We start from the raw sequence: 12,581 nt of genomic DNA on the forward strand, positions 1-12,581 counted from the left end.
CCGGTCAGTCTAATGACCGGTACCGGTCCATCGGCTGGTGCGTCGCCGGAGCGACGATATCGATGACCTCCAGCAGTGCCCCGCGGGCCAGCCGCCGGGGTTGCGGATCGGGTTCGCTCAGGGCGGCGACCGCCGCGCCGTCGACCACCGCGACCAGCCTGCGAAGTTGTTCGGGCCGCACGATCCGGTCGGATCGGCGCAGCACATCGGCAAGCAGCTCGTCGAGCTGCCCGCGTAGTCGGAGCTGGACCTCGCGTAATTCGGGATGCCGCGCGGAGGCGACGGTGCGCTCGTAGCGGGCGATCAACCGGCCCCGCGCGCCCTCGTCGGCCCCGTCGGAACCGATCAGCAGGTCGAGCACCAGCTCGACCGTCGCCTCCGCGCCGCGGCGGCGGTGGGTCACCTCACCGACGCGCCGCCGCATCGCCTCGAGTTCGGCGTTACCGCTGAACTCCACGGCGCGCGCGATCAGATCCTCGAGCGATTCGAAGTAGTAGGTCGTCGAGGCCAGCGGGAGTTCGGCGCGGGTCGCGACCGATCGGTGCCGCACCGCGTCGAAACCACCTTCGAGCAGTAGTTCGGCGGCTGCGGCCACCAATGCCTGGCGACGCCGTTCACCTTTCGGAGTCGTCGCGGTTATCACCGTGCCATCGTGCCAGTCATATCAGTACGTCCGTGCGGAATCAGGGAAAGGGGAAACAACCATCGATGTTTCTACCGCATCCTCGCAGCAATGGTGTCGTACTGTGCAAAGTTGTTGCCGTACAGCGGGATCGTGTCACGCACGCTGTTGCAGGTAGCTCGCCAGGCGGGTGAGTGCCGTTTCGATATCGGCGGTGGCACCGGCGAAGGAGAGCCGGACGGTCCGGTTCCCGTTCACGGTGTCGAAATCCAGGCCGGGCGCGAGCGCCACCCCGGTATGCGCCAGTACGTCCGCGCACCAGGCCATCGAATCGTCGGTGCGGTGCCCGATATCGGCGTAGGCGTAGAAGGCGCCGTCGGCGGGGGCCAGGTCGGTGATCCCGAGCGCGGCCAGCCCGTCGAGCAGGATCCGGCGGTTGGCCGCGTATCGCCGGACATGCCCGTCCAACTCGGCCCGTGACTCGGCGTCGAAGGCGTGCACCGCCGCGTACTGCGAGATCGCGGGCGGGCAGACGGTCATATTCGAAGCCAGCCGCTGCAACGCGGGCCGGATCCCCGCCGGGGCCAGCATCCAGCCCAGCCGCCAGCCGGTCATCGAGAAGTACTTCGATACCGACCCGATCACCACCGCCGACCGCGAGGTTTCCCAGGCCGACGCGGTGTGCTCCCCACCGTAGGTGATGCCGTGGTAGATCTCGTCGGAGATCAGCAGGGTGCCGTGGGCATCGCACCAGCGGGCCACCGCGGCGAGTTCGGCGGGTTCGATCATCGTGCCCGTCGGGTTCGCCGGGCTGGCCACGATCAACCCGCGCGGCGGTTCGGGCAGGCTGTCGAGCATCGCGACGGTGGGCTGGAAACGCGTTTCGGCGCGGCAGTCCAGCTCGACCACCCGGCAGCCCAGCGCCGTCAGCGTGTTGCGATAGGCCGGATAGCCCGGGCGGGCGACCACCACGGTGTCACCGGGGTCGAAGGCCGCCAGGAAGATCAGGGTGAACGCGCCCGACGATCCGGTGGTCACCACGACATCGTCCGGATCGACCGGATAGCCGTAGGTGTCCCGATGATGGCCGGCGATGGCTTCCCGCAACTGCAGAATGCCGAACGTCTCGGTATAGCCGAACAGTTCGGCATCGATCGCCGACTTCGTGGCACGCAGTACCGGGGCCGGGGCCGGGGTGGAGGGCTGCCCGGCGGCCAGGCTCAGCACATCACCGTGCGTGCGGGCGCGTTCGGCGGCGGCTTTCCAGACATCCATCACGTAAAAAGGTGGAATGGTCGAGCGCCGAGATTCAGTGGACACCCGACCGACGGTAGAACACCGCTTCGGACGCTCTGACGGCTATGGTCAGCTCTGATGCTCGACGAGGCCAGCCGGCCGGCCGCCGGCCCGCCACCATCCGAGTCCGGATCCACCGCTTCCGGCAGCGGTCCCGGGCTGTTCCGGCGTAGCCGGAGCCGGATCTCCCGGCGCGGGGATCAGGAGCCGGAATCCGCGACCAGGGCGAGCATCGGGACCTTGCCGGACGAATCGGATACCGCGTTCGACACGCCTGTCCCCGATGCTCCGAAGGACGACGAAGCACCGCCCCCGGGGTCGCGTACTCTCCTGCAGCGCGCGGTGCTGATCGGCGGTGGCCGGCTCATCGCGCCCGACTGGCGGGAACGCGCCACGCAGGAACGGGAAATACACCTGACGCCCGGGCAGCGGCTCGCGGTCGCACGCCAGTGGACGCACCGGCAGCTCACCGCGCTGCGCTACCGGGTCCCGACCCGCGCCGAGCTCGCCGAACTGTTCGACCGCCGCCCGTCGGTGCAGGATATCGCCGATTCCGCGCGGCGGCACCGTTTCCTACTGGGCGGCCTGGGTCTCACTCTGCTGCTGGCCGCGGGAGATGCGGGAACGGGCCTGCTGGTGACCGCGCATCCCCCCGCGCCCGGTATCGCCCACCGCGTCGCGGTCGCCCACCCGCTGCGACTATCCATACCGGTGCCCTCGGTGCGCCGCTATCTCGACGCCATCGACAACGGTGAGCGGCTGCGCGAACAGGCGGTGGTGGCCGCCGCCGCCCGCGCGACCCTGGCGCGTGCGAAAGCGGAGGCGGCGGCCGCGGCGGCGGGTCAGGAGCAACCGTGGATCAACAGCGCACCGGGTCCCGAGGCGCTACCGCCGGGCGCTGTCCCACCGGGCCCCGGCGGCTTCGTCCTCCCGGCTCCCGGCACGTTCACCTCCGGTTTCGGCAGCCGCTGGGGCACCTTCCACCGCGGTATCGATATCGCCGGGCCGATCGGCAGTCCGATCTATGCCGTGGCCGACGGTACGGTCATCGATGCGGGCCCGGCCCAGGGGTTCGGTCTGTGGGTACGGATCCGTCACAACGACGGAACCATTTCCGTTTACGGCCATATGTACGATTTCTTCGTTTCGGTCGGCGAGCGGGTACCCGCCGGGATGCAGATCGCCCGGATGGGCAATCGCGGTGATTCCACCGGACCCCATCTGCATTTCGAGATCGTCATGGACGGCCGGCACGTGGATCCGCAACGCTGGCTGGCCCTGCACGGACTCTCGTACGGCTGAGTTTTCGTCCAGGCGAATATTCGGTAATCAGAACCAGGCACGACCCACATCCGCGCGATTGTGATCGATACCACGATATATGCAGGTACAGCCATTTCTCTCAGCAGAATAGAACCGTTGATTCGTCTCCTGTTCACCTGTGGTTAATCTATCGCAATCATTCTGTGATGCGCCAGCGAGCAGGCCGCGAGCCTGCCTATCGCGCGGCGAAGATATTCGCCCGAATATCCACCACCCTGCACGCCCGCCGATCGCCATCGGCGCGCGGGATACCGCGTAACCGGCGCGGACAACTGAATCCACAGATTCCACGAAGCAATCACAAAAGGAAACAGCGCAACGACGGCGCCGTCGATATCGCGGCGGCGTGGTGATCCCGCGCTGCCGGAGTTCGTCATGAAATTACGAAAACTGTTGCCCCTGGCCGTTGCCGCCGCCGCTCTCGCGGTCCCGGTGCAGGCTGGCGCCGAAACTCCGGTCGCCGGCGTACCCGCAGAGTTACAAGGACCCGCGCAGCAACTGCAACAGCAGGCCCAGCAGTGGCAACAGCAGTTGCCGCAACCCCAGCGCGATCAGCTACAGCAGTTCGTCCAGCCGCTGCCCCAACCGCTACCGCAGCTACTACCGCCGAGCTTCCCCGACAACCTGGACGGCTGGATCCGCAACGCGCTGCACATCCTCGGCCGGCACGGTATCCCGGCGAGCTACGAGGGCATCCACCGCACCGCCGTGCGGGAATCCGGCGGTAACCCGCACGCGATCAATCTCTGGGATTCCAATGCCGCGGCCGGGATCCCGTCCAAGGGACTCATGCAGGTGATCGACCCCACCTTTGCCGCCTATCACGTAGAAGGCACCTCGTGGGACATCTACGACCCGGTCGCCAATATCGCGGCAGCCTGCAACTACGCCGCCGCCCGCTACGGTTCCATCGACAACGTCTTCGGGGCGTACTGACCGCGCCGGATCCCCGGGGCCGCGCCGCACCCCGCTACCCGGTCAGCGGCGCGCCCCGGGAACAGGCCACCGGCCTGTCCGGCGACCTCGGATCCGCCCGCCGCGGGACGAGTCGCGCCGATGCGGGCGGCGCGATCGCGCCACCGGGACCTGTCACGCCGAATCGCCCACCGCAGAGTCGGGTCATGCCGGTGCAGACGGCCCCGCAGGCGCAGCGGCTCAGCTTGCGGCACCGGCCGGAGCCCCCGGCACCGTCGTCGGCCTCGGAGTAGACCCCGCGAACCTGCGCCGGCCCGTTGGCCCGCAACGGCTCGGTCGCGCCGGCCGGCGGGCTCGGCAGCACGCATCCGCGAAACTCAGAGTTCGATCCGGCCCTCGACCGCGGCGAGTCCGATATCGGAACGGTAATGGCTGCCGGGCAGTTTGATTCCCGCCAGGCGGTCGTAGGCTGCTTCGCGCGCCGCCGTCAGATCCACACCGGTGCCGACAATGCTCAGCACCCGGCCGCCCGCCGAGACCAGCGCACCGTCCGCGCGCTGCGATGTTCCCGCGTGCAGAACGGTCGCTAGATCATCGGTCGCCGCATCGCTCGCGCCGGTGATCACATCACCGGTCCGCGGCCGTCCGGGATAGTTCTCCGCGGCCAGCACCACCGTGACCGCTGCCCCACCGTGCCAGCGCGGCGCCGGCGCCTCGGCCAGCGTGCCGGTCGCGGTGGCGAACAGCAGCTCGCCCAACGGACTGTCGAGCAGCGCCAGCACCGCCTGCGTTTCGGGATCGCCGAAACGACAGTTGAATTCCACCACCGCCGGGCCCCCCGCGCCGATAGCCAGCCCCGCGTAGAGCAGTCCGCTGAACGGACAGCCACGCCGGACCATTTCGGCGGCGACCGGGGCCACCACTTCGTCGACGATCCGCGTGACCATATCGCCGGGCAGCCAAGGCAGCGGCGTATACGCGCCCATCCCACCGGTATTGGGCCCGGTATCGCCGTCGCCCACCCGTTTGTGGTCCTGGGCCGGCAGCAGCGGCACCACCGTCTCCCCGTCCACCAGGCAGAACAGCGATACCTCCGGCCCGTCGAGGAAGGATTCCAGCAGAACCGGATGTCCCTGTTCGAGCAGTTCGGCGGCATGGTCGCGGGCGGCGAGACGATCCGGGGTGACCACGACGCCCTTACCGGCGGCCAGCCCGTCGTCCTTCACGACCCAGGTGGGTCCGAAACGGTCCAGCGCGGCATCCAGTTCGGCCGGCGTGTCCACCACTTCGCTGTGCGCCGTCCGCACCCCGGCCGCGGCCATCACATCCTTGGCGAACGCCTTCGACCCCTCGATCCGGGCAGCTGCCGCCGACGGCCCGAAACAGGCGATCCCGGCCGCCCGCACGGCATCGGCCACACCCAGCACCAGCGGCACCTCGGGACCGATGACGACCAGATCGGCGGCCACCTCCCGCGCCAGCGCGGCCACGGCCTCCGCGGAACCGGCATCCACCGGGCGCACCTGTGCGTGCTGGGCGATACCGGCGTTCCCCGGTGCCGCGATGAGCGCACTCACTGCCGGGTCACGGCGCAGCGCAAGGACGAGGGCGTGTTCACGGGCTCCGGAACCGATGACGAGTACTCGCACCCGGACAGCTTAGAGCGTGTCCGGGAGCTCGGGTCCGGGGGCGGATCGCGCGCAAGCACCGGAAGCGTATTCGGTGGCTGGTGGGTCGGGATCGACAGCGTCTCCGGTGGCCCGCCACCGCCGGTACCAGCGGGTTTCCGCAGGCCGGCGTCCGCTCGCGCCACCTTGTGGATGATGGTGGGGAAACACCCGAAGCGGGTGGGTAATTCGCGCACCGGCCCGCCAGGGGTCATAACGCGCGGACGGGAGGACGGTCGTCATGGGTCTGATGGACGGGATCATGGGCAATGCCGGGCGGATGGAACCGGCACAGGCGCAACAGGAATTCCAGCGGCTGCTGGGCAACGGCGAACAGATCTATTCGGCCTATATCCTGGTGCGCGACGCCATGCTGTTCACCAATCGCCGGCTGATCCTCGTCGACAAGCAGGGTCTGTCGGGTCGCAAGGTGAGCTACCACAGCATCCCCTACCGCTCCATCACCCATTTCGCGGTGGAAACAGCAGGCACCTTCGACCTGGACGCCGAACTGGTGCTGTGGATCTCCGGCAGCGATACCCCGCTGCAGAAGAAGTTCAACCGCCAGGTGGACATCTACGAGGTCCAGGGAATCCTCTCCCACTTCGTCGGCGTCTGAACTCCGCCACCGGCCATACCCGCCCGGTGCGACTCGACGGTTCCCGGCCGGGCCGGGACTCGCAGCCCCCGCACGACCCAGCCCATCCGAGCACAACCAATATGCTCACCACATGGCTTCTGTTTTCAGTGCGATCATCGCCGGGGATCTGCCGGGCCGGTTCGTCTGGGAGGACGACGAATTCGTCGGATTCCTCACCATCGCCCCGGTGACCCCGGGGCACACCCTGGTGGTCCCCCGCAAGGAAATCGACCAGTGGCAGGACATCGAACCCGAGGTCTTCGCCCGCCTCAACGGTGTGGCGCAGAAGATCGGGCAGGCGGTGCGGGCAGCCTGGGACGCGCCCCGAGCCGGTCTGCTGATCGCCGGGCTGGAGGTACCCCACCTCCATGTACACGTCTTCCCGGCCTTCACCATGGGCAATTTCGATATCTCCGGCGCAGACCAGAACCCCTCCCCCGAATCGCTCGACGACGCGCAGACCAGGATCAAGCAGGCCCTGCGCGATCTCGGCTACGGCGCGAACGTCCCCGCCTGATCGCTACGCCCCGTCCGCGATCCGGTCTCGCCCCAGCGTAGGTACCGGACCGGGCGCAGGCGTATGGAGCGCTTCCGGCGAGGCTGTGCCGGCCGAAGTCGGAACCTCGCTGTTCGGTGGTGCCGAGCTGCTCATAGCTTTTCCGGATCATCCGACAACCGGTAAGTCCCCACGCGGTCACCCGACACCGGCCGCCGCCGCGGTAACCGGACCGTGAATGTGGTACCGCGGCCCGGCGCGCTGTCCACCGCCACGCTGCCGCCGTGCGCGGCGACCAGCGCCTGCACGATCGACAGTCCCAGCCCGGAACCACCGCTACCGCGACTCCGCGAATCGTCGACCCGATAGAACCGCTCGAAAACCCGTTCGGCCTGCTCGCCCGCCAATCCCGGCCCGGTATCGGCGACCTCGAGCAGTACCTCGTCCGGGCCGGGAGTGAGCCGCACGGTTACCGCCGCGTCGGACGGCGTATGCACGAGCGCGTTGTTCAGCAGATTCGCCAGGACCTGCCGCAGCCGGGCCGCATCCCCCGGCACCTCGGTGGTCCCGGTGCCCGGCCGCACCGCCAACTCGATCGACCGCCGCGTACCGCCCTGAGCGGCCGCCATCGCGCGGGCACTGTGCACCGCGTCGCCGGCCAGCGACAACAGATCCACCGGCGCGTACTCCACCGGCCGTTCGGCGTCCAGCCGGGCCAGCATCAACAGATCCTCGACCAGCAGACCCATCCGCTTCGATTCCCGCTCGATGCGGTCGAGCAGCATATCGGTATCGCGGGTGGCGCCCTGCCGGTACAACTCGGCAAAACCTTTGATCGTGGTCAGCGGAGTGCGCAGTTCGTGGCTGGCGTCGGCCACGAACCGGCGCATCTTCTCTTCCGAACGCCGAGCCGCCTCCTCCGATGCCTCGGTTGCGGCGAAACCCCGCTGAATCTGCGCGAGCATGGTGTTCAACGACCGGGCCAGCCGGTCCACCTCGGTATTCGTGGGCCGCATCGGCACCCGGCGGTGCAGATCACCGGCCGCGATATCGGCGGCGATCTCCTCCACCTGCTCCAGCCGGCGCAAACTGCGCCGGATCACGAAGTAGGCGGCCACCGCCAGCACCACCAGCACCGCCGCACCGATCACCACCTGCAGCACTACCAGCCGCTCGACGATCGCCTCGGTGTCGTCCAGCCGCAACGCGACCAGACTGGTGCCGTACGCGTTCTCGGTGTAGCGAACACGCCACTGCCCGGAATCACCGCCGGCCGACCCGGTGGTGAACGTACCCGGGCGCAGATCGCCGGGCAGCTCCGGTGCGCCGTTGCGGTCGTCCTGCAGGAACAACCGGCCGTCGGTGTCCTGCACGCGGGTGTAGAACTTCACCGGTGGGCGCTCTTTACCGGGCTCGCCCGGCAGTGATACCGGAGGCCGTCCCCCCGGCCGGGCCCAGCTGTCCGCCGCCTCTTCGAGCTGTTGATCCACCCGGTCGATCAACGTACTCCGCAACGCGGAGGTCACCGCGACCCCCGAAGCCAGCAACCCCACCGTCGCGAGCGCCACCAACGCCAGCACCAGCGTCACCCGCAGCGGTAACGCGGCGAACCGCCCGGCCGGGCCCTCCGGCGGCCGATCCGCCGGCGCGATCTCGACACTCACGATCGGCCCGCAGGCGATTCCCGCATCACATAACCGACCCCCCGCAAGGTGTGGATCAGCCGCCGCGGGCCGGTATCGACCTTCTTCCGCAGATAGGAAACATAGGTCTCCACCACCCCGACCTCACCGCCGAAGTCGTACCGCCACACATGGTCCAGAATCCGCGGTTTACTCAGCACCGTTCCCGCATTCACCATGAAATACCGCAGCAGGGTGAACTCCGTCGGCGACAGCGCGACCAGCTCCCCGGCCTTGAAAACCTCGTGGGAGTCATCGTCCAGTTCGATATCGGCGAACCGGATCCGCGACCGCTCCCGCTCCGGCGCCGCCCCGCCTGCCCGCCGCAGGATCACCCGCAACCGGGCCACCACTTCTTCCAGACTGAACGGTTTCGTGACATAGTCGTCCGCCCCCAAGGTCAACCCGGTGACCTTGTCCTGGACATCGTCGCGGGCAGTCAGGAACAGCACGGGCGCATCGATCCCGTCGGCCCGCAACCGCCGCAACAGCCCGAACCCGTCCATCCCCGGCATCATCACATCGACGATCAGCGCATCCGGCCGGAACCCGCGCGCCACATCCAGCGCCTGCGCACCATCCGACGCGGCGGCCACCTCGAACCCCTGGAACCGCAAACTCACGGTCAGCAACTCGACGATCATGGCTTCGTCGTCGACCACCAGTACCCGCGCCTCGGGTGCGGTATCCGGCCCACCAGTCATAGCTCCATCCTGGTCCAGCGCCCTGGTACCGCCCTGCGTACTTGCTGTGAACACGCTGTGTGTGAGATGGACGAGCAGTCGCGGACCCGGATTCGGCGCGCCGACTCGCGATGACGAGAGACGACCGGTTGGCGGCCTGAGTTCGTTCGTAGTGCAGGGCCGGCAATCGGCAGGACGGTCCACACGCGGGGAAGCCCCGAGGCGTACGGACGCCAGGACCGACGGACGCCGAGGCTCAGTCGGGGTAATTGTCTTCCGGGTCGGCTACCAGGGCTTTTCCGGCGACCTGGCCTTTGGCGAGAGCGTCGAGGAAGGCGCGGGCCCAGCGGTCGACATCGTGGGCGAGGACCTGGCGGCGCAGGGCGCGCATGCGGCGACGGCGGGTTTCGCGGTCGTCGGTGAGGGCGGAGACGATGGCGTCCTTCACGCTGTCCAGATCGTGCGGGTTGCACAGGTAGGACTGGCGGAGTTCGGCGGCCGCGCCGGTGAACTCGCTCAGCACCAGTGTGCCGTTGAGACCACTGTGGCAGGCCACGTACTCCTTGGCCACCAGGTTCATACCGTCACGCAGCGGGGTCACGAGCATGACGTCGGCGGCGACGAAGAAGGCGATGAGCTCCTCGCGGGCGATGGGACGGTGCAGATAGTGCACCACCGGATAGCCGACCCGGGCGAACTCGCCGTTGATCCGGCCGACCTGGCGTTCGATATCGCCACGCATCTGGATATAGCTCTCGACCCGTTCGCGGCTCGGTGTGGCCAGCTGCACCATCACGGTGTCGGCCGGGTCGATACGGCCTTCGTCGAGCAGTTCTTCCAGGGCGTTGAGCCGGATATCGATGCCCTTGGTGTAGTCGAGCCGGTCGACACCGAGCAGGACGTGTTTGGGGCTGCCGAGTTCGGCGCGGATCCGGGCGGCGCGCTCCCGTACCGACCGCCGCCGCGAATGCTCGTCCAGTCCGGCCGAGTCGATGGAGATCGGGAAGGCGCCCACTCGCACGGTCCGGAACCCGACCTGCACCACACCCATCTTCGACCGCACCCCGACCGTGCCGCGCGAGGTGGGCTGCCCGGCCAGCCGGCGGGCCAGGTACAGGAAATTCTGGGCGCCGCCGGGCAGATGGAACCCGATCAGGTCCGCGCCCAGCAGGCCCTCCACGATCTCGGTGCGCCACGGCATCTGCATGAACAGTTCGACCGGCGGGAACGGGATGTGCAGGAAGAAGCCGATGGTGAGATCGGGGCGCAGCATCCGCAGCATCTTCGGCACCAGCTGCAACTGGTAATCCTGCACCCAAACCGTGGCGCCCTCGGCGGCGACCTTGGCGGTCTCCTCGGCGAAACGCCGGTTCACCTGCACATAGGCCGACCACCAAGCCCGGTTGTACACCGGGCGGACGATCACATCGTGGTAGAGCGGCCACAGGGTCGCGTTGGAGAAGCCTTCGTAATAGTCGGCGACCTCCTGCGCCGACAGCGGCACCGGATGCAATTCCAGCCCGTCCTCGACGATCGGGTCGACCTCGACATCGGGAACGCCGGCCCAGCCGACCCAGGCGCCCCGGTTGCTGCGCAGTACCGGCTCCAGCGCGGTCACCAGCCCGCCGGGACTGCGTTTCCAGCGGGTGCTCCCGTCGGGCAGTTTTTCCAGGTCCACCGGGAGCCGGTTGGCGACGACGACGAACCCGGATCCGGCCCCGCGTTCCCGCAGGGGTTCGGCGTCCACCGCCTCGGGCTGGGCCTCCACCAGATCGATCGGACCGGTGACCGGACCGGAACCGTTACCGGCACCGGACGGGCCCGCGGATACGCCGGTATCGTCCTGACGGGTGGAATCTCTGGACGGCTGCTCTGTCATCTGGTCCACTCACGCATCCTTCGCGCGGCGCTGTACGCCACATGTAGTTGTGTGGATCCGCGGACGTCGCCGTTGGCGCCGGCGGCCCACATGGCCGTCAGCGCCCGGCGGCGATAGCTTGCGTGACCAGACGCTCGGCCATGCGGTCGAAGCTCAGCTTATTCGGTTCGGGCGCCCGGGCCGATCCCCAACATCGACAGGAGCATCCGGCATTCGTCGGCATCGGCGGCGTAGGCGGCCACGACCCGCTGCGCCTGACGAGCGGTCTCGTCGGCGAGGGGTTCCAGATCGTCGTCGGCGATACCGTTGGCGCTGCTTTTCGCGGCCATCTCAATCCTCCCGGCAGGTGCGCTGGTATGTGAAATGTCAATGGTATCTGCCCCGTGCGGAGGTCGCTGCGGGCGCGGTAACACAACGCCACCGCGCGGGCTATACCGTGGGCAGCGGAAACGATCAGGAAGGGGCCCTCAGCATGCCGTTGGCCACGGTGAACGGAATATCGATCAACTATCAGGTCAAAGGGGACCGTTCCAAGGGCACCGATGTGAAAGGCGGCGGCCCGCTGGTAGTGCTGATCATGGGGACCGGCAGCCCGGGCCGCGTATGGGAGCTGCACCAGGTGCCGGCACTGGTCGCCGCCGGCTACCGGGTCTGCACCTTCGACAACCGGGGTATCGCACCCTCTTACGAGGCCGCGAACGGGATGACCATCCAGGAGATGGTCGCCGATACGGCGGGGTTGATCGAGTTCCTGGACGAGGGTCCGGCGCTGGTGGCCGGCACCTCGATGGGCGCCCGGGTGGCGCAGGAGCTCGCCCTGGCCCGGCCCGAGCTGGTGCGGAAAGCCGTGTTCCTGGCCGGGCACGGCCGCCTGGACCGGTTTCAGAAGACCTTGTCGCTGGGCGAACACGAACTCGACGAGAGCGGGGTGAAGCTGCCGCCGAAGTACGAGGCCGCCCTCACCGCCGTGATGAACCTTTCCCCCGCCACCATGGCCGATGCCAACGCGGCCCGGGACTGGCTGGACCTGTTCGAGTTCACCGGCGGTCCGGTGCCCCCCGGCATCCGGGCGCAGCGCAAGATGGATCACGAATTCGATCGGGTGCAGGCCTACCGCGCCATCCGCGTGCCGTGCCTGGCGGTGGGTTTCGCCGATGACCGGATGATTCCGCCGTATCTGTCGCGGGAGGTCGCCGAGGCCATCCCGGGCGGGCGTTACCAGGAGGTTCCGGACGCCGGCCATTACGGCTACCTGGAGCGGCCCGATACAGTGAACAAGATCCTTCTGGAGTTCTTCGCCTCGTGAGGTGGAGCCCACAGCTAACACCGGCCTTGCTAGGGTCGACACATCGTTGGGTTCGCGAAACGGCAGCCGGAG

Annotated in this window: 12 protein-coding genes; 5 read left to right on the forward strand and 7 right to left on the reverse strand. The window is 68.3% G+C overall.

All coding sequences use genetic code 11. The features are described from left to right. Positions 1 to 4 precede the first annotated feature (4 nt). Together IU448_RS11500 and IU448_RS11505 are read right to left on the reverse strand one after the other, a co-directional pair. The gene (locus IU448_RS11500; protein WP_195055560.1) at positions 5 to 643 is read right to left on the reverse strand and encodes a TetR/AcrR family transcriptional regulator; all 639 of its coding nucleotides are present in this window, start codon (positions 641 to 643) and stop codon (positions 5 to 7) included. 135 nt (positions 644 to 778) lie between these two features. After that, the gene (locus tag IU448_RS11505) at positions 779 to 1,942 is read right to left on the reverse strand and encodes a pyridoxal phosphate-dependent aminotransferase (RefSeq protein ID WP_195055561.1); all 1,164 of its coding nucleotides are present in this window, start codon (positions 1,940 to 1,942) and stop codon (positions 779 to 781) included. A gap of 216 nt (positions 1,943 to 2,158) precedes the next feature. Here IU448_RS11505 and IU448_RS11510 point away from each other — a divergent pair, with 216 nt between their 5' ends. Further along, complete coding sequence (locus tag IU448_RS11510; protein WP_228812620.1) at positions 2,159 to 3,220, forward strand: M23 family metallopeptidase; 1,062 nt, start codon at positions 2,159 to 2,161, stop codon at positions 3,218 to 3,220. A gap of 396 nt (positions 3,221 to 3,616) precedes the next feature. Then, positions 3,617 to 4,177, forward strand: a complete 561-nt coding sequence (locus IU448_RS11515) for a transglycosylase SLT domain-containing protein (RefSeq protein WP_228812621.1) — start codon at positions 3,617 to 3,619, stop codon at positions 4,175 to 4,177. 356 nt (positions 4,178 to 4,533) lie between these two features. Here the strand turns inward: IU448_RS11515 and purD are convergent, their stop codons facing one another. Continuing rightward, on the reverse strand, positions 4,534 to 5,805 hold the full coding sequence (purD, locus tag IU448_RS11520; protein WP_195055563.1) for a phosphoribosylamine--glycine ligase: 1,272 nt from the start codon (positions 5,803 to 5,805) through the stop codon (positions 4,534 to 4,536). Between the two features lie 259 nt (positions 5,806 to 6,064). Between purD and IU448_RS11525 the strand changes: the two genes are divergently transcribed. Both IU448_RS11525 and IU448_RS11530 read left to right on the forward strand, forming a co-directional pair. Then, positions 6,065 to 6,442 carry a PH domain-containing protein gene (locus IU448_RS11525; RefSeq protein ID WP_195055564.1) on the forward strand — a complete coding sequence of 126 codons (378 nt, stop codon included), beginning with the start codon at positions 6,065 to 6,067 and terminating at the stop codon, positions 6,440 to 6,442. Between the two features lie 112 nt (positions 6,443 to 6,554). Next, a complete protein-coding gene (locus tag IU448_RS11530; protein ID WP_195055565.1) occupies positions 6,555 to 6,980 on the forward strand; it encodes an HIT family protein in 426 nt (141 codons plus the stop codon). A 131-nt stretch (positions 6,981 to 7,111) separates the two neighbouring features. On the opposite strand, the gene IU448_RS11535 is transcribed toward IU448_RS11530, so the two are convergent. From IU448_RS11535 to IU448_RS11550, 4 genes are all read right to left on the reverse strand, one after another. Beyond that, a complete protein-coding gene (locus IU448_RS11535) occupies positions 7,112 to 8,623 on the reverse strand; it encodes a sensor histidine kinase (RefSeq protein ID WP_416382984.1) in 1,512 nt (503 codons plus the stop codon). Further along, positions 8,620 to 9,345, reverse strand: coding sequence for a response regulator transcription factor (locus IU448_RS11540; RefSeq protein ID WP_195055566.1), 726 nt, complete (start codon positions 9,343 to 9,345; stop codon positions 8,620 to 8,622). The genes IU448_RS11535 and IU448_RS11540 overlap by 4 nt, the downstream gene beginning before the upstream one ends. Positions 9,346 to 9,580: 235 nt before the next feature. Continuing rightward, positions 9,581 to 11,203, reverse strand: coding sequence for an alpha,alpha-trehalose-phosphate synthase (UDP-forming) (locus IU448_RS11545; protein WP_228812947.1), 1,623 nt, complete (start codon positions 11,201 to 11,203; stop codon positions 9,581 to 9,583). 158 nt (positions 11,204 to 11,361) lie between these two features. Continuing rightward, positions 11,362 to 11,532: a hypothetical protein gene (locus IU448_RS11550; RefSeq protein WP_195055567.1), complete on the reverse strand. Its 171-nt coding sequence runs from the start codon at positions 11,530 to 11,532 to the stop codon at positions 11,362 to 11,364. A gap of 143 nt (positions 11,533 to 11,675) precedes the next feature. On the opposite strand from IU448_RS11550, the gene IU448_RS11555 reads away from it, so the two are divergent. Further along, positions 11,676 to 12,509, forward strand: a complete 834-nt coding sequence (locus tag IU448_RS11555; protein WP_195056232.1) for an alpha/beta fold hydrolase — start codon at positions 11,676 to 11,678, stop codon at positions 12,507 to 12,509. Positions 12,510 to 12,581 lie beyond the last annotated feature (72 nt).

Origin of the sequence: Nocardia flavorosea, assembly GCF_015477805.1 — a bacterium.
GTDB lineage: Bacteria > Actinomycetota > Actinomycetes > Mycobacteriales > Mycobacteriaceae > Nocardia > Nocardia flavorosea_A.